This window comes from Streptomyces sp. NPDC034037, from assembly GCF_055575715.1.
Map to the genome: position 1 here is coordinate 91,686 of NZ_JBVISC010000009.1, position 20,445 is coordinate 112,130.

The 20,445-nt window shown below is 72.0% G+C and carries 20 protein-coding genes; 7 read left to right on the forward strand and 13 right to left on the reverse strand.

Going from position 1 to position 20,445, the window contains the following annotated elements; all coding sequences use genetic code 11:
- Nucleotides 1-2: 2 nt before the first annotated feature.
- Together ACZ516_RS28460 and ACZ516_RS28465 are read left to right on the forward strand one after the other, a co-directional pair.
- Complete coding sequence (locus ACZ516_RS28460) at nucleotides 3-728, forward strand: 2OG-Fe(II) oxygenase (RefSeq protein ID WP_469012289.1); 726 nt, start codon at nucleotides 3-5, stop codon at nucleotides 726-728.
- Nucleotides 729-818: 90 nt separating this feature from the next.
- Complete coding sequence (locus ACZ516_RS28465) at nucleotides 819-1,808, forward strand: aldo/keto reductase (protein ID WP_469012291.1); 990 nt, start codon at nucleotides 819-821, stop codon at nucleotides 1,806-1,808.
- Between the two features lie 33 nt (nucleotides 1,809-1,841).
- Here ACZ516_RS28465 and ACZ516_RS28470 read toward each other — a convergent pair whose 3' ends face one another.
- The 3 genes from ACZ516_RS28470 to ACZ516_RS28480 form a co-directional block, all read right to left on the reverse strand.
- Nucleotides 1,842-4,097 (reverse strand): SpoIIE family protein phosphatase, encoded by a 2,256-nt coding sequence (locus ACZ516_RS28470; protein ID WP_469012293.1) that lies wholly within the window; start codon nucleotides 4,095-4,097, stop codon nucleotides 1,842-1,844.
- On the reverse strand, nucleotides 4,094-4,504 hold the full coding sequence (locus ACZ516_RS28475) for an STAS domain-containing protein (RefSeq protein WP_469012295.1): 411 nt from the start codon (nucleotides 4,502-4,504) through the stop codon (nucleotides 4,094-4,096). Before ACZ516_RS28475 ends, ACZ516_RS28470 begins: the two co-directional genes overlap by 4 nt.
- 427 nt (nucleotides 4,505-4,931) lie before the next feature.
- Nucleotides 4,932-5,087: a hypothetical protein gene (locus ACZ516_RS28480; protein ID WP_358587022.1), complete on the reverse strand. Its 156-nt coding sequence runs from the start codon at nucleotides 5,085-5,087 to the stop codon at nucleotides 4,932-4,934.
- A gap of 342 nt (nucleotides 5,088-5,429) precedes the next feature.
- Between ACZ516_RS28480 and ACZ516_RS28485 the strand changes: the two genes are divergently transcribed.
- The gene (locus tag ACZ516_RS28485) at nucleotides 5,430-6,596 is read left to right on the forward strand and encodes a serine hydrolase domain-containing protein (RefSeq protein WP_361086042.1); all 1,167 of its coding nucleotides are present in this window, start codon (nucleotides 5,430-5,432) and stop codon (nucleotides 6,594-6,596) included.
- A gap of 156 nt (nucleotides 6,597-6,752) precedes the next feature.
- Here ACZ516_RS28485 and ACZ516_RS28490 read toward each other — a convergent pair whose 3' ends face one another.
- Entirely contained in the window at nucleotides 6,753-7,262 is a 510-nt protein-coding gene (locus ACZ516_RS28490) for a hypothetical protein (protein ID WP_469012299.1), read from the reverse strand.
- Between the two features lie 1,066 nt (nucleotides 7,263-8,328).
- Between ACZ516_RS28490 and ACZ516_RS28495 the strand changes: the two genes are divergently transcribed.
- Nucleotides 8,329-8,766 carry a hypothetical protein gene (locus tag ACZ516_RS28495; protein WP_469012302.1) on the forward strand — a complete coding sequence of 146 codons (438 nt, stop codon included), beginning with the start codon at nucleotides 8,329-8,331 and terminating at the stop codon, nucleotides 8,764-8,766.
- On the forward strand, nucleotides 8,763-9,617 hold the full coding sequence (locus ACZ516_RS28500; RefSeq protein WP_361086036.1) for a helix-turn-helix domain-containing protein: 855 nt from the start codon (nucleotides 8,763-8,765) through the stop codon (nucleotides 9,615-9,617). Before ACZ516_RS28495 ends, ACZ516_RS28500 begins: the two co-directional genes overlap by 4 nt.
- Before the next feature lie 29 nt (nucleotides 9,618-9,646).
- Here the strand turns inward: ACZ516_RS28500 and ACZ516_RS28505 are convergent, their stop codons facing one another.
- On the reverse strand, nucleotides 9,647-10,210 hold the full coding sequence (locus ACZ516_RS28505; RefSeq protein WP_469012305.1) for an AAA family ATPase: 564 nt from the start codon (nucleotides 10,208-10,210) through the stop codon (nucleotides 9,647-9,649).
- Between the two features lie 148 nt (nucleotides 10,211-10,358).
- Here ACZ516_RS28505 and ACZ516_RS28510 point away from each other — a divergent pair, with 148 nt between their 5' ends.
- The gene (locus ACZ516_RS28510) at nucleotides 10,359-11,312 is read left to right on the forward strand and encodes an ornithine cyclodeaminase family protein (protein WP_469012308.1); all 954 of its coding nucleotides are present in this window, start codon (nucleotides 10,359-10,361) and stop codon (nucleotides 11,310-11,312) included.
- A gap of 45 nt (nucleotides 11,313-11,357) precedes the next feature.
- Here ACZ516_RS28510 and ACZ516_RS28515 read toward each other — a convergent pair whose 3' ends face one another.
- The 6 genes from ACZ516_RS28515 to ACZ516_RS28540 all read right to left on the reverse strand — a co-directional run bounded on the left by ACZ516_RS28515 (nucleotide 11,358) and on the right by ACZ516_RS28540 (nucleotide 17,164).
- Complete coding sequence (locus tag ACZ516_RS28515; protein ID WP_358587008.1) at nucleotides 11,358-11,957, reverse strand: sugar kinase; 600 nt, start codon at nucleotides 11,955-11,957, stop codon at nucleotides 11,358-11,360.
- The gene (locus ACZ516_RS28520) at nucleotides 11,958-13,115 is read right to left on the reverse strand and encodes an ROK family glucokinase (protein WP_358587006.1); all 1,158 of its coding nucleotides are present in this window, start codon (nucleotides 13,113-13,115) and stop codon (nucleotides 11,958-11,960) included. It abuts the gene before it with no gap.
- Nucleotides 13,116-13,325: 210 nt separating this feature from the next.
- The gene (locus ACZ516_RS28525) at nucleotides 13,326-14,144 is read right to left on the reverse strand and encodes an ATP-binding cassette domain-containing protein (protein WP_358587003.1); all 819 of its coding nucleotides are present in this window, start codon (nucleotides 14,142-14,144) and stop codon (nucleotides 13,326-13,328) included.
- Complete coding sequence (locus ACZ516_RS28530) at nucleotides 14,141-15,196, reverse strand: ABC transporter permease (protein ID WP_358914172.1); 1,056 nt, start codon at nucleotides 15,194-15,196, stop codon at nucleotides 14,141-14,143. The genes ACZ516_RS28525 and ACZ516_RS28530 overlap by 4 nt, the downstream gene beginning before the upstream one ends.
- Entirely contained in the window at nucleotides 15,193-16,206 is a 1,014-nt protein-coding gene (locus ACZ516_RS28535) for a sugar ABC transporter substrate-binding protein (protein ID WP_467466277.1), read from the reverse strand. Before ACZ516_RS28535 ends, ACZ516_RS28530 begins: the two co-directional genes overlap by 4 nt.
- 220 nt (nucleotides 16,207-16,426) lie before the next feature.
- Nucleotides 16,427-17,164: a GntR family transcriptional regulator gene (locus ACZ516_RS28540; protein ID WP_361086211.1), complete on the reverse strand. Its 738-nt coding sequence runs from the start codon at nucleotides 17,162-17,164 to the stop codon at nucleotides 16,427-16,429.
- A gap of 171 nt (nucleotides 17,165-17,335) precedes the next feature.
- On the opposite strand from ACZ516_RS28540, the gene ACZ516_RS28545 reads away from it, so the two are divergent.
- Nucleotides 17,336-18,340 (forward strand): Gfo/Idh/MocA family protein, encoded by a 1,005-nt coding sequence (locus ACZ516_RS28545; RefSeq protein ID WP_361086023.1) that lies wholly within the window; start codon nucleotides 17,336-17,338, stop codon nucleotides 18,338-18,340.
- Between the two features lie 17 nt (nucleotides 18,341-18,357).
- Here ACZ516_RS28545 and ACZ516_RS28550 read toward each other — a convergent pair whose 3' ends face one another.
- Complete coding sequence (locus tag ACZ516_RS28550) at nucleotides 18,358-19,050, reverse strand: response regulator transcription factor (RefSeq protein ID WP_358586994.1); 693 nt, start codon at nucleotides 19,048-19,050, stop codon at nucleotides 18,358-18,360.
- Nucleotides 19,047-20,366, reverse strand: coding sequence for a sensor histidine kinase (locus ACZ516_RS28555; protein ID WP_469012313.1), 1,320 nt, complete (start codon nucleotides 20,364-20,366; stop codon nucleotides 19,047-19,049). Before ACZ516_RS28555 ends, ACZ516_RS28550 begins: the two co-directional genes overlap by 4 nt.
- Nucleotides 20,367-20,445 lie beyond the last annotated feature (79 nt).

The following is a 20,445-nucleotide window of genomic DNA, read 5'->3' on the forward strand; positions in this document are numbered from 1 at the left end:
AGATGTCCACCACCGTGCAGCACACCACCGACCCCCTGAAGGCGGAGGCCGTGGCGTATCGCCGGCGGGTCGTCGACCTGCTGACGGGCGACGCCATGCGTGGGGCCGTCGAGGAGCTGCGGCCCGGCGGCCCGGCCGTGCTCACCACCCTCCCGCTGCTGTCACCGGAAGAGGCCGCCTACTTCCATCGCGGCATGCAGCAGCAGGAAGCATGGACGCTGGAGAAGTGGCTGATCCTGCCCGACGAGTCGGTGCGCATGTGCAGCGACGAGGAGTTCGCGGCGGCACCGCCGGAGCAGCACTTCTCCCACAACGACTGCCTGCGCAGACTGCCGGCGGACGCCTACGCGGTGCGCGCGTTGATCTCGGCCATGGAGAGCCCCGAGGTGGCTTCCGCGCTGAGTGACGCCTACGGCGCCCCGCTCACCGTCAAGGGCGTCGACATGGCTCGCTACACCGAGGGCCACTACCTGCGACGGCACACGGACACTTTCGACGACCGCCACTTCGCCGTGATCTTCTTCCTGGCCGACGGCTGGACGCCGGGCGACGGCGGGGAACTCGTGGTGGAGTCACAGAGCGGCGCCGCCGAGGTCGCCTACCCGCTCCAGGGACACGTGGCGCTGCTGCGCATCAGCCCCGGCCATCACCACCAGGTATGCCGCAACAAGTCGGACACCTGGGTCCGTTGCGGACTGTCGGTGCACTTCGGTACCCCCACCGCCTGAACGTCGCGCGGCGCCGCGCCAGGAGTGCGGCGCCGCGAGGCCAAGGCCACGACGGAGCGCGATGACACGAATGTGCGGGGAAGGGGAGAGGTGCGATACAGCACGCTGGGCAGGTCGGGGCTGAAGGTGTCCCCCCTCACGCTGGGCACGATGAACTTCGGGGCGTCGGGCGGGACGATGATCTGCTCGCCGGACGAGGCGGACCGGATGGTCGGGGCCTTCCTCGACGCGGGCCACAACGTGATCGACACTGCGGACAAGTACAACGACGGCCAGGCCGAGGAGATCCTCGGCTCGGTGCTCAAGCGACGCCGTGATGCGGTGGTGCTGGCGACCAAGGCCGGCCAGCCCCAGGGAGCGGGCCCGAACGACCGCGGACTGTCCCGGGCCCACCTCACCCGGGCGCTGGAGGCGAGTCTGCGCCGGCTGGACACCGAATACGTGGACCTCTACCAGTGTCACCTGCCGGACCCGGACACTCCGCACGAGGAGATCATGGCGACGCTGGACATGTTCGTCCGCTCCGGGAAGGTTCGCTACATAGGCTGTTCCAACTACAGCGCCGCGCAGCTCGTCGAGGCGCAGTGGGCCGCCGAGCGAGTCGGCGGCACCCCCTTCATCAGCCACCAGCTCCAGTACTCACTTGCCGCCAGAGAGCCTGAATCGGAAGTCCTGCCCGTCGGCGCGCGCTACGGCACGGGCACACTGACCTGGAGCCCGCTGGGGGCAGGCGTCCTGGTGGGGCGATATCAGCGGGGCGTCGGGGCGACAGGGGCCGCGCAGGACAGCCGTCTGGGTCGAGTGACGGCGCGGTCCGAGCGGCTGGGGCGGTATTGGGCCACTACTCTCCTGACGGAACGCAAGTTCGACATCGCCCAGGTGGTCTCGGACGTCGCAGCCGACCTCGGGACGCCTCCGGCGGCGGTCGCCGTCGCCTGGCTGCTGCAACGCGAACACGTCACCTCCGTCGTCATCGGCCCTCGCACCCTGGGGCACCTGACCGACATCCTGGGCTCCGACGATCTCCGCCTGTCCCCCGAAGCGATGGCACGGCTGGAAAAAGTGTCCGCCCCGGCTTGACCACGCCATCCGTTCGACGAGAGCGCTGCCCCGCTAACTCCCGACGTTCGCGGGAGGCCGCTCGGGCCGGCCGGGTCCGATGGCGGTCAGGACCAGGATGGCCTGGTCGTCGTCGATGTCCTGGCCGCCGGTGAAGGCGTGCACGGTCCGGGTGACGGCATCGATCAGGTGCTGGGCCGCGGGCCGGGCCGGTGCGCCGGCCACCGCTTCGGTGAGGCGCTCCTCGCCGAACAGTTCGTCGCCGCGGCAGCGTGCCTCGGTGATGCCGTCGGTGTAGAGCACCAGGCTCTCGTGGGGGCGCAACCGCAGGTGATGGGGCGTGAGGTGGGTGTGGGGGCCGACGCCGAGCAAGAGGCCGGGCGCGTCGACGGGGTGGACGGCGCGGTCGGCGTCCACATGGAGGGGGAAGGTGTGGCCGGCGCGGACGAGTTCGACGTCCAGGCCCTCGGGGGTGGGGGTGAGCTGGCCGTAGACAAGGGTGACGAAGCCGGTGCCGTGCCCGGCGGGCCGGTTGACCAGGGCGCGGTTGACGGCCTCGACGACGGCCTTGGGCCCGGACAGCAGGGGCGCGACGGCGCGGGCGGTGTGGCGGACCAGCGCGGTGGTCGTGGCGGCGATGGCGCCGCGCCCGCAGACGTCGCCGAGCAGGAACGCCCAGCGGCCGTCGTCCAGGGGGAAGACGTCGTAGAAGTCGCCGCCGATGTCGAGACCCTCGCCTGCGGGGCGGTAGTAGGTGGCCACTTCGGCGCCGGGCACCTGGGGCAGGTCGGGCAGGAGGAGGCCGGCCTGCAGATCGCGGGCGAGGGTGGCCCGGTGGGTGTACTGGCGGGCGTTGCGTGCGGCCAGGGCGGCGCGGGAGGCTAGTTCCTCGGCCAGGGCGACGGTGTGCCCGTCGAAGGTGTGCTCGCCGGTGGACAGCAGGGTCACGGCGCCGAACGCGCTGCCCCGGTCCAGGAGGGGGACGCACAGATAGCCGGTGACACCCAGGTCGTGCCAGGGCCCGGGCCCGGTGGGCGTGCGGCGGGCGACTTCGCTGGCACCGGAGGCCAGGACGCGGGCGACGGCGTCGTCGGCGGCATCGTAGACGGGAATGTGCGAGGCCAGCAGGGCCTGCTCGTCCGGCGTGGGGGCGGCGGTGGCGACGCGGCGCACTCTCCCCGCCTCGATGACGTCCACGGCGCACACCGGGGCCAGGCGCGGCACGCAGGAGGCGGCCAGGCGCTGGAAGGTCTGGGCGGCGTCCAGGCCGTAGGACAGGGCGGTGCTGGCGTTCAGCAGGAAGGCGAGATCGCCGCGGGCGGCCTTCTCACGGGCCTCGGCCTGCATGCGTGCCTGTTCGGCCTGATGGCGTTCGACCGCCAGGGCGGCGGTTCCGGCGAAGACCCGGGCGAGTGCCAGGTCGGCCTCCTGCGGGGCGCGCGGGACGCGGTGGTACATCGCGAAGGTCCCCAGCAGCGAGCCGTCACGGGCCAGGATCGGGGTGGACCAGCAGGCGGCCACGTCGGCCTTGTCCGCCAGGTCGCGGAAGTCGTCCCAGAACGGGTCCGTGGCGATGTCGGCGACGATCACCGGTTTTCGGCGGTGGGCGGCGGTGCCGCACGAGCCCACTCCCTCGCCGGTGGCGATGCCGTCGATGGCCTCGTTGTAGAAGTCGGGCAGGCTCGGGGCGGCGCCGTGGCGGAGGTGGCGGCCGTCGGGGTCGGCGAGCAGGACCGAGACCAGCACTTCCTCGGGCGCCAGGTCCTCGATGGCACGCGCCATGCCCTCCAGCACCTCGGGCAGGGGTGCCTGGCGGGCGATCTGCTCCAGCAGCACCCGGTGCTCGGCCGTCAGCCGCTGTGCCTGCATGACCTGGGTGGTCTCCACCCCGATCACGCGTACGCCCAGGACGTTGCCGCCGACGTCCACGCGGGGCTCGTAGCTGAAGTCGAAGAACGCCTCGCGCGCCTTCGCGCCCACGCCCAGCACCACCCGGGCCTCCCGCCGGGTGCAGAGCGCGCCGGTGCGGTAGACCCGGTCCAGGAGCCCGATGAAGCCCTGCTCGACGAGTTCCGGCATCAGCTGTGCCAGCGGCACTCCGGTACGGGTGCGCTCGGGGCCGCCGATCGCCGCGAAGAAGGCCTCGTTCGCGCTCTCCAGCATGTGCGCGGGCCCGGCCAGGGAGGCGAACACGGCCGAGGAGTGCCCGAACAGCGCCCGCAGATCGTGGTCCGCGTCCGTGGGGGCCGCGGCGCGCGCTTCTGCCGTCGCGGCAGAGGGTGAGGCGTGCTGCCCCGGTACGCGCGTCATATGTTCTGCCTCTCCTTCGGCCGTGCCGGACCGTCCGGGCCGGCATCCGCGAGGTCACCTCGGGCGTTGTCCACGGCCAGGGCCTGCTCGACGTCGGCGTACACGCCGAAGACCTGGTCCAGCCCCGTCAAGGACAGCAGCCGGGCCACCGGGCCGGGCACGGCGGCCACGCGCAGCACCCGCTGCTGCGCCGCCAGGCCCTGGAAGAGCCGCAGCAGAGCGCCGATGCCGGAGGAGTCGCAGAACGTCAGATGGGTGCAGTCGGCCACCACCGGTCCCGTGTCCCGGCTCCCGGCCAGCTCCTGGGCACTGGCCTCCTGGAGCTGCACCACGCTTTCGAAGTCGAGCTCTCCGCGCAGCACGAACACCGCACCCCGCGCCTCATGCGTGACCTGCACCGAGAACACCCGCGACTTCCTCCGTATGGCGCTTTCAGGGTCCGCGTCGACGCATCAGTGGACCATGATCCTTGCTGCTGGGGGGTACCCCCCTCCTGACTCCTCACACCTGTGGACACCGGCGGCGGATCTCACGCGGTCACCGGGCGATCCGGCCGCAGTTCGTGCCGCTCCTGCCCGCCGACTCGGTAGCCGTCGACATCGGCATGGTCCCGGGTACCGTCCCGCTGGACCCAGGCGTACATGTGGACGGCCGCCCCAGGGCCCTGTGCACCTCGGCACTCCGCGTCCCGGGCACCGGTACGGAACAGGTCAGAGACAGGTGGGCACCCCGTGGACGGATCCACGGGGTGCCCACCTGTCTCTGACCGGGCTCTCATCCTCGTGCCAGAAGAAGCCCTCGCCCTAAGGCCCGCGCTCTAGCAGGGCCCTCGCTCTAGAAGAAATGCTTGCGTCCACCGACCGCGCGACCGGTCGCGCCCAGGATCCACAGAATGGCGCCCACCAGGATCAGGATGCTGCCGATGGTGGTCAGCAGCCCCATACCGACAAGCAGGCCGATGATCAGCAGAATAAGTCCAAGAATGATCATTTCGAGTTCCCATCGTCAAGTCCGACTCGGACGCGGTACAACGGCCTGAGTGTTGCTCCTCGGCCGGAAGGTCCCGGCCGACTCAGAAGTCCAGCAGGACCTCGGTGCGATAGCTCTTGTGCCCGGCGATACGGACTCCACGCATCCCATCGAAAATTCGTTCCCGAAGTGGCCGCTGGGGCGGAACCTGCCCGTCCGCCCGCGGTCTCGGGCCGGGTCCGACCCCGTCCGTCTCAACCCCTTTGGCCCCGCGCGTGGTCTTGGTACCCACACGGCCCTTTCGCGACGAGTTCTGCGGGCGGGCCGGACCCAGACGGCGTACAGGACCGCAAGGAGCACGCAATGGCTTTACGCAGGAGCACGAAGGTCTTCGGAGCGGGCATGGCGGCGGCCGCTCTGGCGGTGACCGCCTTCGCGGCGCCCGTCCAGGCGGCGGACCCGGGGCCCGCGGCGGGGACCGGGCATCGGGCCACGCAGCGTGCCATGGACGACGCCGTGGCGTCGGGCATCCCCGGCATCACGACGCAGGCACGTGACGGCCGCGGCGCGTGGAAGGCCGCGTCGGGCGTGGGCGACAGGACGACGGGCGCGCCGCGCGGCAAGAACGACAAGTTCCGCGTGGGCAGCATCACCAAGTCGTTCGTGGCGACGGTCCTGCTCCAGATGGAGGCGGAGGGCAGACTCGACCTCGACGACAAGGTGGAGCGGCATCTGCCCGGCGTGGTGCGGGGCAACGGCAACGACGGCCGCCGGATCCGCGTCCGGCAGCTGCTCAACCACACCAGCGGCCTGTTCGACTACCTCGCCGATGCGGAGTACCAGCGGACGTACCTGCTGGAGGGCTACCTGGAGCACCGCTACGACACCCTGCCGCCCAGGAAGCACGTACGGGTGGCGCTCGCCCACCAGCCCCTCTTCGAGCCGGGCGCCAAGCACTCGTACTCCAACACCAATTACGTCCTGGCCGGACTGATCATCGAGAAGGTGGGCGGGCGGACGTACGAGGAAGAGGTCCGCGACCGCATCATCGGGCCGCTGGGGCTGAAGAACACCTCGAACCCCGGCAACAGCATTCGCCTGCCCCGGCCCAGCAGCCGCGGCTACGCGAAGCTGTTCGCGTCGGCGCCCGACCGGATCGACGACATCACCGAGATGAACGGGTCGCAGGGCTGGGCCGACGGCGACATCATCTCCACGGCGGGCGACCTGAACCGCTTCTACCGCGCCCTGCTGGGTGGCGAGTTGCTGCCGCCGAAGCAGCTGAAGGCGATGAAGACCACCGTGTCCGCGCCGGAGTCCCCCGGCGTGTCCTACGGCCTCGGGCTCACCCGGCTCCAGACCAGCTGCGGTACGACGCTGTGGGGGCACGGCGGAGGCATGGTGGGGTGGCTCTCCATGGCGCTGTCCACCGAGGACGGCCGCCACCAGCTGGCCTTCAACTACAACTCGGGCTGGGACACGGGGTTCAGGCGCAAGATCGTCGACGCCGAGTTCTGCGGCACGCCGTAGCGACCGGCCCCTCCGGCCGACTCGACGGGCCGCCCCTCCGGCCGGCCTGGGCGCAGCAGGCCGGCCGGGTTCTGGGGCGGGGCGCGCCGTCACGCCCCTTACGCGCGCGGGTCAGCGTCCCCCCGCGTGCGGGTCAGTCGTCTCCCCGCATGCGGGTCAGTCGTCCAGCATGATGCGGTACCGGGTGACGCCGGGGTGAAGGGTGATCTCCGCCTGGCCCTCGGCCTCGCGGTACTTGCCCGTGCCGCCGGTGACCGCCGAGAGGCCGCTGTACGGCGTGGGGCCGGAGTGGTCGATGGTGTCGCTCAGGCTGATGCCGCCGTCGTCGGTCCGCAGCACCCGGTGGCAGAGGGAGACATAGCCGCGGTGGTCCGTGGCGACCACACTGCAGTGGGACGAGGCGTCGCCGATCTTCTTGCCGAGGTGCCCCTTGCGGTTGGTGTAGAGGTGGGAGTGGATGACCCAGTCGGTGCCGACGCGCAGGTGGTGAGGCCTGGTGTCCGACTGCTTGACGGACAGCCAGTCGAGCACCTTCACCTTCTCCTTGGGCTTGGCCACGGGGGCCGCCTGCGCGGTGGTGGTCAGCGCGGTGCCGGTGAGCATCGCGCAAGCGGCGGTGAGGACACCGGCGCGGAACAGCCGGGTGCGGGCAGGGGTGCGCGGCAAGGGAACCTCCAGGTGGCGAGGGAGCGGAACGAGCCCACATCAACGCCCCCGGGCCGCCCCGGGCAATGACCCGGCCGCACACCTCACCCGCGTGGCCGTGCGCCGTCACCCGTCGGCAGGCATCCGGCCGCGCCTTTCGAAGTCGACCGGCAGGGGTGGCTCCGTGGCCCATCGCCCACCGCGACGCGCTCGGCAACGCGCTCGGTATCGACAGAGCGTGGTTTCGCCTCAAAGACGACATACGGGCCCACAAGATCCCCTAAACCGGCGTTTCACCTGCTCATTCGATTACTGGCGAGTACGCGACGATCGCGTCGGGTGATGAAGGGCGCGGCATCTTACAGCCTGTAGCCGATTCCGCAATCTCGGAGCAGGGCCCCTTTTGGTCCGCTTCGTCCGTACATTCGATCCGCGTGAGGAGTCATGATCGAAAGTAGTCGGAAGATCCCGTTCCGGTGCACGGCGGGGGGCGGACCCGGGCGAGGGGGCACGGTTCTCCTGGCGGGCCCGCCCGGCATGAACTGGGAAAACACCGATGGCCCCGCCGTCGGCGGGGCCATCGGTGACGAGGAACATCGGGCACCCGAAGGGGGCCAACCCTCCGGGCAAATGCCCGATGATGCTGAGCGAAGGCCAGTCCAGGGCCCGTGTCCAGCACTGGATATGTAACCGAACTTGGTGGCTCCTTTTGCCGTATCCGGAGGGGTTCCGGGGGCGGACGCGCCCAAAGCCCTCCGCATACGGGTTTCCCGGCGGCGAACTAACCCTGCGAAAAGCCGACAATTGGCCGTTTGGCGGTTTCCGTCCCACTTCGGTGATTGATCTTCAAATCCCTCTCGGGGGGCCTTAGTTGGGCACGTTGTCGGACTTCGGTATCGTCAGCGATTAACCGGTCGATGGAGCCTGTCACGGGTGCCGAAGCCCGGCCACCGCATGTAGAGCGAAGAACAGTCCAGCGGCATCCGGCACCCGTGCCGGGCTCGTCCTCCCTCCGGCATCAGCCACCGGAGGGAAGCCGGGCAGCAGCCGCAGTCCCCGTCCGTCCCAGTACCCGGGAGAACTGCTCGTGTCCGCCACGGCTCCGTTGGTCGCCCTCCTGGCGATCTTCCTGATCGTCTTCGCGACGATCGCCTTCGTCGTCCACCGCTTCCAGTCCCGGCCCGTCCGGGTCGCCGCCCTCGTCACCGCGCTCGCCACCCTGGTCGGGGCGCTGGTCCCGGTTACTCGCATCCTGCTGGAGCCCCCGCCCGAGCCCGAGACCGACCTGGTCCGGCTCGTCGTCCTGGTGGCGATCTTCCTGATCGTGTTCGCCACGATCGCCTTCGCCGTCGACCGGCTCAAGTCGACGCCGGCCCGCGTCGTCGCCGTCATCGTCGGCATCGGCACCCTCGTCGGGTCGATGGTGCCCATCACCAGGCTCCTGACCGAGCCTGTCACGCCGCCCGTGGCCGTGCACGCCACGGCCGCCGCCGCGCGGACCGACCTCGGGGCGGGGCAGCCGTGAGCGACGCCCGCACCAGGAACGACGGGACCGGCGAGCGCACCACGGCCCGCTCGCCGCACCCCGCACCGGCCTCGCTCGCCCTGCCCCGCCCGGCCCCGGCGTTCGAGGCGCCCGGCGCCGGCACGGTCGAGCCCCGCACCGCGCGTGCCCAACGCGTCCTGCAGCACTACTACTTGCAGCAGGGCCTCCCCCACGACGTGGCCGACGAGGTCGCCCGCTTCAGCACGCTCTACCGGCACCAGCGATCCGCCGAGCCCGAGCCGCTGAACCCGCAGTACATCGAGTTCGTGCTGTTCGGCACGGTGCTCGTCAACGGGCGCATCTGGGGCGGCAATTACGTCCTCGGCAATCTCGACCTGTTCACCGACGTGCCGTCCGTCAGCAGGCTCGAACAGGTCCAGTTCCTGTCCGCCGCCCGCACGGTGCGCATCCCGCGCGGAGCGCTGCGCTCCATCGCGGTGCGCAATCTGCCGGTCGTCCGCATGATCCACCAGCGCCTGATGACCTACGTCCTGGAGGTGGAGGACATCTACGGCACGGACGCCTGCAAGCCGCTCCACCGCGTGGCCCGGCTCCTGTCCCACCTCGCCTACCAGCAGGACCTCGGTGCCGAGATCCTCTCGGGCGCCCTGGATCCCAACACCGTGACCGGCCCCACCCAGCGCGACTTCGCCAACGCCCTCGGCCTCGGCGTCTCCACCGTGGAGAAATCCCTCAAGGAGCTGCGCGAGCACAAGATCCTCGCCGACTCCTCGTCCGGGCGGACGAACCGCACCTACCGCATCCTCGACCCCGCCAAGCTCCGCGCGGTCGGCCTGGGCGCGAGCCTCCCGGGCATCGGGGGCGAGTAGGGGTCAACGGGCATGCGGCGGGTCGGAGTTCACCGACTCCGGCCCGTTGTGTGCTCCGGTCGGTCCTGGACCCGGCCCAGTACCTGGTCGGCCAGCTCACGCGGTGTCAGCCGGCCGTCCAGGAACACGGTGTCGCGGGGCAGGGTGGCGGTCGCGGCCGTGCACGCCCGGATCCTGTCCTTGCTCCAGCGCCGGACCTCTTCCTCCCGACCGGGGTCGTCGGGGAAGAAGACGCGCCCCTCGATCCGCTTCTCCAGCAGGTCCCGGGGGACGTCGAGGAAGAAGTGGTGGAGGTCGACGCCGGCGTCCTCCAGCGCGCCGAAGACCTCCTCGACGTAACGGGGGTCGACCAGCGTCATGGGGACCAGGAGCGGGCGGCGGTACTCCTCGACCAGCCCGACCGCCATGGCGGCCACCTGCCGCCGCCACAGCCGGAGGTCCTGGAAGTCGCCCGTCGGCACCTCCACGATCCTGCGCAGCACGAAGCCGATCATCTCCGGGTCGAAGACCAGCGTCTCGGGCCAGCGCGGCCGCAACTCCTCCACCAGGGTGGTCTTCCCGCTGCCGAATGCTCCGTTCACCCAGACGATCAACGCCGCTCTCCCCCCGCCGGTGCACACCGGTTCGCCTGCCGCAAGCGTCAGAGCGTAGCCCCCGGCCCCCTGGCCGGCGTACTCCGGGTGCGTGCGCGGCCGGGTGGAGCCGGCGGTGAGTGGGCAGATGGGGGGTGTGGAAGATCGTATGAATGACCGGACGCCCGCCGCGGACTTGCCCCGTTTCGACGCCTCGGACCTGGCGCGCCTCGTCCCGATGCCCGCCGCGATCGACGCCCTGGAGGCGGTCCTCCTCGCCGGGCTCGACCCGGAGGCGGAGCCCGCGCGCGGGGTCGTGGACGTGCCCGGCGGCCAGCTGCTCCTGATGCCGTCGTCCACCGCCTCGTACACCGGCGTGAAGCTGGCCACCGTCACGCCCGCCAACCCCGGCCGGGGCCTGCCCCGCGTCCAGGGGCTGTACGTCCTCCTGGACGGCGCGACCCACGCCCCCGCGGCGCTGCTGGACGGCATCGCGCTGACCTCGCTGCGCACGCCCGCCGTGTCCGGCCTTGCGGTCCGGCATCTGGCGGCCCCCGACAGCCGACGGCTCCTTGTCTTCGGTACGGGGCCGCAGGCGTGGGGCCATGTGACGGCGGTACGGGCGGTGCGGCCCTCGCTGGAGCACGTCGACGTGGTGGCCCGGAACCCCGAGCGGATGGCCGCCTTCGTGGCGCGCTGCCGGGCGGCGGGCCTCTCGGCGGCACCGGCGGACCCCGGGGCCGTGGCCCACGCGGACGTGGTCTGCTGCTGCACCACCGCGCGCGAACCCCTCTTCGACAGCGCCCTCCTGCCCGGCCACGCCACGGTCGTCGCGGTGGGCTCCCACGAGCCGGACGCCCGCGAGGTCGACGCCCGTCTGGTGGCCCGCGCCACGGTCGTCGCGGAATCCCACGAGGTGGCCCGCCGGGAGTGCGGCGACCTGGTGCTCGCGGCCGCGGAGGGCGCCTTCGACCTCGCGCACGTGCACACGCTGGCCGCCCTGGTGCGCGGCGAGGTACGGCCCGCCGACGGCCGGCCCCGGCTGTTCAAGTCGGCGGGGATGGCCTGGGAGGACCTGGCCGTGGCGGCGGCGGTGTACGAGGGGCGGGGCGGCCGGGGCTGAGAGGGCGGGGCCGGGACGACCGGCGGCTCGCACGCCCGAGCGGGGTCAGGGGGTCGTCATCGACACCACGTAGACCATCGGGTGCTCGGGGTTGGCGCGGTCCACCACCACGTCGTGCGACGGTGCCGGGTCCTTCTGCTCGTGGGTGAGGCCCGACCACGGGCCCGGGCCGGTGAACTCCCAGCCGACGACGTTGCGGTCGCGCTTGCCGATGGTGAAGTCCTTCGGCTTGAGCTTGGTCTCGCTCGTGCCGATCTCCTTGAGGAACGTGGCCAGGCCCTCGTTGCTCGTGAGGAACTGGACGTACAGCCGGCTGGTGCGCCAGTTGTTCGTCTCGTAGTAGGCGACCTCCGCCGAGTACGGCGGGACCGGCACGTCGTACAGGCGGCGCTGGACCTTGGAGGGCCAGCCCTCGGTGAGGCCGGTCGCGGAGTACTTGTCCTCCTTGTCGCGGCCGCTGTTGCGGCTCTGGTTCGCGGAGATCACCAGATACCCGGCGGGGATGCCGATCAGCAGCACGATGATCGTCGCCGTCAGCCAGCGGCGGCGGATCATGTGGCGGCGGTCCTCGGCCCTGCCCGCGTCGCGGCCCGGCTCGGGCGCGCCGGGGAGGTCCGGGGGCGAGGGCTGGCGGGGCACGGTCATCTACGGGGTTCCCTGCGAAGTGCGGTCGTCGGTGCGGCGGGCCTCGGCGTAGCGCTCATAGCGTTCGTAGCGCTCGACGCGGCGGCGGTTGGCGCGGCGGAAGCGGCGGGCGACCAGGCGGGCCAGGTCGGCGGCGCCCACCATGCCGGCCTCGGGGCCGAGCTGGGCGCGGGCGATGCGGGCCTCGGGGCGGTAGCCGCGGCCCGTCAGATGGCGGCGGAAGGCGTCGCGGGCCGGGCCGATCAGCAGGTCGTCGGCGGCGCTGACACCGCCGCCGATCACGAAGCAGGAGGGATCGAGGGCGGCGGCGAGGTTCGCGATGCCGACGCCGAGCCACTGGCCGATGTCCTGGAGCAGCTCGACGCACATCGCGTCGCCCTCGCGGGCCAGCTCGGTGATGAGGGGGCCCGTGATGTCCGGGACGTTGCCCTTGACGCGGTCGATGATGCCGTACGCCACCGGGGAGTCGGCGGCGGCCATCTCGCGGGCCTCGCGGACGAGCGCGTTGCCGGAGCTGTACTGCTCCCAGCAGCCGCGGTTGCCGCACGGGCAGCGGTGGCCGCCGGGGACGACCTGCATGTGCCCGAACTCGCCGGCGACACCGAACTTGCCGCGCTTGACCTGGCCGTCCTCCAGGATCGCGCCGCCGATGCCCGTACCGAGCGTGATCATGACGAGGTGGTCCTCGCCGCGGCCCGCGCCGAAGCGCCACTCCGCCCAGGCGGCGGTGTTGGCGTCGTTGTCGACCATCACGGGCACGGCGAGGCGGCCCGAGATCCGGTCGCGCAGCGGTTCGTTGCGCCAGGACAGGTGCGGGGCGAACAGGACGCGGTTGCGGTCCGCGTCGACCCAGCCGGCCGCGCCGATGCCGACCGCGTGCACGTCGTGCCGGTCGGAGAGGTCGAGGACCAGCTCGATGATGGTGTCCTCGACGACGCGGGGGCTCTTGGACTTGTCCGGGGTCTCCGTGCGGAGCGTCTCCAGGATGTTGCCGTCGGGGTCGACGACGCCCGCCATCACCTTCGTGCCGCCGATGTCGATGCCGACGGTGTTGACGCGGGGCGCCGTCAGATGGGATCGGCGCTCACGCGTGCCCACGGTCCGCAGGACGGTGGCTCGGGCGGAGCCGCGGTGCGCGAGGTCGCGGTAGGTGCTCATTGCGGCGATTCTGCCTCACGCCCGCGGGGGCGCGCACAACGGGCACCCCGGGTACGCCGGAGTGCCCGGCAGGGGCGCGGGGAACCGCGCGACCAGCCACGGCTGTGCCGCGGACGCGTCTGCGTGGTCACCCCGCGGGGCGACTGCGGCTTTTCGTGGGCTGAGCGCGCAGTTCCCCGCGCCCCTTGCGGGGCGCTTCCCCGGAGGGGCCTAGCCGCGTTCCAGTTCGTGGCGGAGGTCGTCCAGTTCGTTGCCGCCCGCCATCTGGCGGGTCAGTTCGTCCAGGGTGATCTCGTCGCGGGTGTAGGAGCCGGACATCGCGCCGCGCTTGAGGAGGACGAAGCGGTCGCCGACCAGGTAGGCGTGGTGCGGGTTGTGCGTGATCAGGACCACGCCGAGGCCCTGGTCCCGCGCCGCGGCCACGTATTTGAGGACGACGCCCGACTGCTTGACACCGAGCGCCGCCGTCGGCTCGTCCAGGACGAGGACCTTCGCGCCGAAGTGGACGGCGCGGGCGATCGCCACGCACTGGCGCTCGCCGCCCGACAGCGTGCCGATGGGCTGGTCGACGTCGCGCAGGTCGATGCCCATGCGCAGCAGCTCCGCGCGCGTCGTGCGGCGCATGAGGTCCACGTCCATGCGCCGGAAGGGGCCGACGCCCTTCGTCGGCTCGGAGCCGAGGAAGAAGTTGCGCCAGACCGGCATCAGCGGGACCACGGCGAGGTCCTGGTAGACCGTGGCGATGCCCCGGTCCAGGGCCTCGCGCGGCGAGCCGAGGCGGGTGTCCTCGCCCTCGACGCGGAAGTCGCCCGCGTCGTGCTGGTGCAGCCCCGCGATGATCTTGATGAGGGTGGACTTGCCGGCGCCGTTGTCGCCGAGCACGCAGGAGATCTCCCCCGCGTGGACTTCGAGGGAGACGCCTTCGAGGGCGCGGATGTTGCCGTAGTACTTGCTGACGTCGTCGAGCTCGACGAGCGGGGTCCGCTCCGCCGTCGGCGCCGCGTCCGCCGTGGTCGTGTCCGTGGTCACTTCGTCGCCTCCGCGCGCTTGCGGACCCAGTGGTTGAGCAGCGTGGCCAGGAGCAGCATCACGCCGAGGAAGAACTTGAACCAGTCGGGGTTCCACTCGGCGAAGACGATGCCCTTGCTGACCATGCCGAAGATCAGCGCGCCGACGGCGGCGCCGACCGCGGAGCCGTATCCGCCGGTGATCAGGCACCCGCCGATGACGGCCGCGATGATGTAGATCAGCTCGTTGCCGACGCCCTCGCCGGACTGGACCACGTCGTAGCTGAACAGCAGGTGCTGGCCGGAGATCCAGGCCCCGAAGGCGACGCCCATGTAGAGGCCGATCTTGGTGGCCGCGACCGGGACGCCGACCGCGCGGGCCGCGTCCTCGCCGCCGCCCACCGCGAAGATCCAGTTGCCGACGCGGGTCCGCAGCAGGATCCAGGTGGCGAGGCCGATCAGGGCGAGCCACCACACGATGGTGATCTTGAAGTCGACGCCGCCGACGGAGATCGTGGAGGCGAAGACCTTCTTGGCGGAGGAGAAGCCCTCCATGTCCGCGATCGACTTGGTGGAGACCGTGCCGCTGATCAGCTTGGTGAACCCGAGGTTCATGCCGGTCAGCATCAGGAACGTGCCGAGGGTGATGATGAAGCTCGGCGGGTCGGTGCGGGTCAGCATGACGCCGTTGAAGACCCCGACGGCGAGGGTGGCGACGAGCGAGACGAGGACGCCGACCCAGATGTTGGCCGTCATCTGGTAGCTGAACATCGAGGAGATCAGCGCGGAGGTCGTCACCAGGACGCCCGCCGACAGGTCGAACTCGCCGCCGATCATCAGCAGCGCCACCGGCACCGCCATGATGCCGAGGGTCGAGGCGGCGTACAGGACCGTGGCGAGGCTGTTGGTCTGCAGGAAGCTGTCCGCGACGATCGCGAAGAAGACGAAGACGGCGACGGCGCCGACGACCGAGCCGAGCTCGGGGCGGCCCAGCAGCTTCTTCAGCGGCGAGGTCTTCAGGAGGCGCTCGTCGCTCTTGGTGTCCGGGGCCGGTGCCGGGGCGGTGGCGGTCATCGGGTGCCCCGCTTCGCGTAGTCCTCGAGCTCGTCGGCCTGGTTCTTGGTGACGATCTGCGGGCCGGTCAGGACGGGCTTGCCGCCGCCGAGCACGTCGGCGTTGTACTTGTACAGCCACAGCAGGTCGACGGCCTGGTAGCCCTGGAGGTAGGGCTGCTGGTCGACGGCGAAGCCGAGGGAGCCGGACTTCAGGCCGGCGGCGACCTTCTCGTTCAGGTCGAAGGTGTCGACCTCGGCCTTGCTGCCCGCACCGTCCGCGGCCTGCACGGCGGCGTCCGCGAAGGGCGCGCCGAGCGTGACGACCGCGTCGATCGACTTGTCGGTCTGCAGGCGGGCCTCGATGGAGGACTGCACGTCGGGCATGTTGGTGCCGGTCACGTACAGGTTCTGCATCTTGCCCTCGAAGGTCTTCTTGGCACCCTCGCAGCGCTGCTCGTGGCCGACGTTGCCCTGCTCGTGCAGGATGCACAGCGCCTTCTTGCGGCCGCGCTTGTTCAGCTCCTCGCCGACGGCCTCGCCCGCGATCGTCTCGTCCTGGCCGATGTGGGTGAGCGCGCCGAACTTCTTGGACTCCGCGGAGCCGGAGTTCACGGTGATCACCGGGATGCCGGCCTTCTCCGCGCGGGCCAGGGCGCCCTTCATCGCGTCGGGCTTGGCCAGCGAGACGATGATCCCGTCGACCTTCTTGTCGATGTAGGAGTCCACCAGCTGGGCCTGCTGCTGGGCCTCGTCGTCATGGGCGTACAGGAACTTGATGTTGTCCTTGACGGCGGCCTGCTCGGCGCCGCTCTGGACGATGTCCCAGAACGTGTCGCCGTCACCCGAGTGGGTCACCATGCCGAAGGTCCAGCGCGGTGTGTCCACCGCGGCCCTCCCGCCCGCCGCCGCTGCCTTGCGGGCGTCCTCGGCGCGCTTGCCGCCGGTGCTGCTGCACCCCGCGAGGGACACTCCGAGCGCCGCCACCAGCACGGCGCCCACCGCGCGTACCCCTGTCCGAACCCTTGTCACGACGCCGTGCCCTTCTTGTTTCTGCTTCCTCGGTGCGGCCGGTGGGGATACCCGACCCCGGCCGCCCAAGTATCGACCACACGGCTCGCGCGTGCGTTCATCGGGTACCGCGGGCGGTGTGCTTGGGGGAGTTCTAGCGGCGGCCGCTCGGCAGCGTCAATGGCTTTGTCAGAACATTCTGTCGAACGTGGACGACAGGGGACGGGACGACGTGCGGACCCTACGGCCGTACGAGGAGCTGGAACTCGAAGGAGTACCGCGAGGCCCGGTAGACGTGCGCGCCGAACTCGACCGCGCGCCCCGTGTCGTCGTACGTCGTGCGCCGCATGGTGAGCAGCGGGGCGCCGACGGGCTCGGCGAGGCGCTCGGCCTCCTCGGCGGTGGCGGCGCGGGCGCCGACGGACTGGCGGGCGCTGTGCAGGGTCAGGCCGGCGGCGCGCATCAGGCGGTAGAGGCCGGTGGCCTCCAGGCGCTCGCTGCCGAGGTCGAGGAGACCGGACGGGAGGTGGTTGGTGAGATACGCCATGGGCTCGCCGTGGGCCAGGCGCAGCCGCTCGACGCGGTGCACCTCCTCGCCCTCGCCGACGCCGAGCGCGGCCGCGACCTCGGCGGAGGCGGGCTCGACGGTGTTGCGCAGGACGCGGGTCCCGGGGCGCTGGCCCGCCGCCTCCAGGTCGTCGTAGAGGCTGCTCAGCTCCAGGGGGCGCTTCACCTGGCTGTGCACGACCTGCGTGCCGACGCCCCGGCGCCGCACCAGCAGGCCCTTGTCCACGAGGGACTGGATGGCCTGGCGGACGGTGGGCCGGGACAGGCCGAGCCGCCCGGCCAGCTCGATCTCGTTGCCGAGCAGGCTGCCGGGGGTGAGGGCGCCGCGTTCGATCGCCGCCTCCAGCTGCTGGGCGAGCTGGAAGTAGAGCGGTACCGGGCTGCTGCGGTCGACGCCGAGCCTGAGGGTCAGGGCGGGGTCGGTGACCCGCTTGTCCTGAGCTGGTTTGGCGACTGGTTTGGACACGGGCCGAGCGTAGTCCCGGTGGATGATGACGGGAAGTTCGGACGTTCTGTTGTCCGGACGATGTATTTGTCAGGACAAGGGATTGACAGGGCGGGCGGCCGTGGCGAGGGTGTGGCCATGCGTATCGGACTGGTCGGAACGGGCCGCATCGGCACATTTCACTCCGCGGCCCTGAGCCGGCATCCCGAGGTGACCTCGCTCGTCGTCGCCGACGCGGACCCCGTGCGCGCGGCCGGCCTCGCGGCGCGGACCGGTGCGGTGGCCGCCCCCTCCGTGGCGGACGTCTTCGCCGTCGGCGTGGACGCCGTGGTGATCACGGCGGCGACATCGGCGCACGCCGAGCTGATCGGCAGGGCGGCGCGCGCCGGGCTCCCGGTGTTCTGCGAGAAGCCCATCGCGCTCGGCCTGCCGGGCACGCTGGCCGCGCTCGCCGAGGTCGAGGCGGCGGGCACGGTGTTGCAGCTCGGCTTCCAGCGGCGCTTCGACGCGGGGTACGCGGCGGCGCGCGAGGCCGTGCGCTCGGGCCGGCTCGGGCGGCTGCACACCGTGCGGGCCGTGACCTCGGACCCGGCGCCGCCCCCGGCCGCGTATCTGCCGCTGTCCGGCGGGCTCTTCCGCGACTGCCTGGTCCACGACTTCGACGTCCTGCGGTGGGTGACGGGGCGCGAGGTCACCGAGGTGTACGCGACCGGTTCCGACGCGGGGCCCGCGATGTTCCGGGCGGCGGGCGACGTCGGCACCGCGGCGGCGGTCCTCACCCTCGACGACGGCACCCTCGCCACGGCGACGGCGACCCGGCTGAACGGCGCGGGTTACGACGTACGCATGGAACTGGCCGGGGAGAGCGACCAGTTGGCGGTCGGCCTGGACGACCGCACGCCCCTGACCTCGGCGGAGCCGACGGGCCCGGCCGCGCCGCTCAAGCCCTGGCCCGGCTTCCTGGAGCGCTTCGCCCCCGCCTACGAGGCGGAACTGGCCGCCTTCATCGAGGTCGTGCGCGGTCAGCGGGCGAACCCTTGCGACGGCCGCGAGGCGTTGCAGGCGCTGCGGATCGCCGAGGCGTGCGAACTGTCGCGGCGGGAGCGGCGGTTGGTGGACCTGGCCGAGGTTTCCGGGGGCTGAGACGCCCTGCGGGCCCCTCAGCCGTCCTGGTCCGGCAGACCCGCGTCCTGGTCCAGCAGACCGGCGTCATGCGCCAACAGGGCTATCTGCACCCGGTTGTTGAGGTCCAGTTTCGTCAGGATGCGGGACACGTGGGCCTTCACGGTGGCCACGCTCAGGAACAGCTGTGCCGCGATGTCCGCGTTGGAGCCGCCCCGGCCGACGGCGACGGCGACCTCCCGCTCGCGTTCGCCGAGCGCGTCGAGCCGGGCCAGCGCGCGGCGCCCGCGGTCGAGCCGGGGGTCGGCGTCCGTCACCCGCGCGATCAGCTGCCGGGCCACCGCCGGGGACAGGACCGGCTCGCCCGCGGCGACCGCGCGCACCGCGCCGACGATCTCCGCGGGCGGTGTGTCCTTCAGGACGAAGCCGGCGGCGCCCGCCCGCAGGGCCCGCAGGACCTGTTCGTCGGCGTGGAAGGTGGTGAGGACGATGACCTCGGGGGCGTCGGGGCGTCCGCGCAGCGCCTCCGTGGCGGCGAGGCCGTCCATCGTGGGCATGCGGATGTCCATCAGGACGACGTCGGGCCGCACCTGGCCGACCAGCGGGGCGACTTCGGTGCCGTCGCCCGCCTCGCCGACGATCTCGATGTCGTCGGCGCCGCCGAGCATGAAGGAGAGTCCGGCGCGCACCAGCGGGTCGTCGTCGACGAGCAGCAGCCTGATCGGTTTCATGGCGCCCACGGTAGCCAGGCCTCCAGGTGGAATCCGCCGTCGGGCCCGGGTCCGTGGACGAGGCGGCCGCCCGCGAGCTGGGCCCGTTCGGTGAGCCCGATCAGGCCCTGTCCGGAGCCCGGCACCCCGGGCACGTCGCCGGGCGGCGCCGGGTTGCGCACGGTCAGCGTCAGGCCTTCGCCGGGCGCGCCCGCGACGGTGACGGTGACCTCGGCGCCGGGGGCGTGCTTGCGGGCGTTGGTCAGGGCCTCCTGCGCGATGCGGTACGCGGTGCGGCCGAGGGCGCCGGGCACGCCCGCGGGGTCCCCGACGCGGCTGTCGAGGACGACCTTCATGCCCGCCTCGCGGGATTCGGCGACCAGCGCGTCCAGGGCGGCGAGCGTGGGCTGCGGGCGGCCCGGGGCGTCCGTGCCGCCGCCGCGCAGGACGCCGATCACCTGGCGCAGGTCCTGCAGCGCCTCGTGGGCGCTCTCCCGGATGACGCCCGCCGCGCGCGCGATCTCGGGGCGGGGCGCGTCGGGGCGGAACTCCAGGGCGCCGGCGTGGACGCTGAGCAGGGTGAGGCGGTGGGCGAGGACGTCGTGCATCTCGCGGGCGATGGCCTCGCGGGCGTGCCGTTGGGCCTGTTCGGCGCGCAGGGCGGCCTCGTTCTCGGCGCGGACGGCGCGCTCGCGCAGGCTGAGCAGCAGTTCGCGGCGGGAGCGCACGAACATGCCCCAGCCGATGACCGTCAGGGTGACGAGCACCCCGAAGGCGACCGCCACGGCGTACGGCAGCTCGACGTCGGGCCGTATCCAGCACGCGACGGGGATCACCGCGATCGAGGCCCCGCCGATCCACACGACGTGGCGGAGGGGCCGGTGCACGGCGAGGGTGAAGAGGGCGACGGCCGTCGCGCCGCCCGCCGTCTCGGAGGCCATGCCGACCGGCACCATCACGAGGGCCAGGCCCACCGGCCAGCGCCTGCGCAGCCAGACCGCGGCGCAGGCGAGCGCCCCGAGGACCTGGTCGAGGTCCGCGACACCCTGGGAGACGTGGGGATTGGTGGTGATGGTGTCGGCGCCGAACATCCCGATGAGGACGGCCGCGCCGAAGCAGCCGAAGTCGGTGAACCAGTCGCGTACGGTCCGTCGCGGCCTGCGCGCCGACCGCCCCGCCCGTCCCGACCGCCCCGCCCGTCCCGGCCGCTCGGCCCGGTCCGGGTGGAGCTTCTGGGCGAGGGCGGAGGGCAGCGCCCAGGCGCTTGTGGCCAGGAGCCCGGGCACGGCACGGGGTTCGGCGGGCTCGGGGCGCGCTGTGGGTTCGGTACCGCTCATGGTCGGCAAATCTACGCACGGGCGAGGCCCCGGGGCGCGCTCCGTAAGCGGTCGTCGACCGAAGTAGCAGGGGTCGCAG

Excerpts from the sequence above, each read along its gene's own strand:
- ACZ516_RS28530 (WP_358914172.1), bottom strand. The coding sequence starts at position 15,196 with ATGACCGCCACCGCCCCGGCACCGGCCCCGGACACCAAGAGCGACGAG.
- ACZ516_RS28460 (WP_469012289.1), top strand. The coding sequence starts at position 3 with ATGTCCACCACCGTGCAGCACACCACCGACCCCCTGAAGGCGGAGGCC.
- ACZ516_RS28545 (WP_361086023.1), top strand. The coding sequence starts at position 17,336 with ATGCGTATCGGACTGGTCGGAACGGGCCGCATCGGCACATTTCACTCC.
- ACZ516_RS28480 (WP_358587022.1), bottom strand. The coding sequence starts at position 5,087 with ATGATCATTCTTGGACTTATTCTGCTGATCATCGGCCTGCTTGTCGGT.
- ACZ516_RS28555 (WP_469012313.1), bottom strand. The coding sequence starts at position 20,366 with ATGAGCGGTACCGAACCCACAGCGCGCCCCGAGCCCGCCGAACCCCGT.
- ACZ516_RS28485 (WP_361086042.1), top strand. The coding sequence starts at position 5,430 with ATGGCTTTACGCAGGAGCACGAAGGTCTTCGGAGCGGGCATGGCGGCG.
- ACZ516_RS28520 (WP_358587006.1), bottom strand. The coding sequence starts at position 13,115 with ATGAGCACCTACCGCGACCTCGCGCACCGCGGCTCCGCCCGAGCCACC.
- ACZ516_RS28515 (WP_358587008.1), bottom strand. The coding sequence starts at position 11,957 with ATGACCGTGCCCCGCCAGCCCTCGCCCCCGGACCTCCCCGGCGCGCCC.
- ACZ516_RS28510 (WP_469012308.1), top strand. The coding sequence starts at position 10,359 with ATGAATGACCGGACGCCCGCCGCGGACTTGCCCCGTTTCGACGCCTCG.
- ACZ516_RS28550 (WP_358586994.1), bottom strand. The coding sequence starts at position 19,050 with ATGAAACCGATCAGGCTGCTGCTCGTCGACGACGACCCGCTGGTGCGC.
- ACZ516_RS28470 (WP_469012293.1), bottom strand. The coding sequence starts at position 4,097 with ATGACGCGCGTACCGGGGCAGCACGCCTCACCCTCTGCCGCGACGGCA.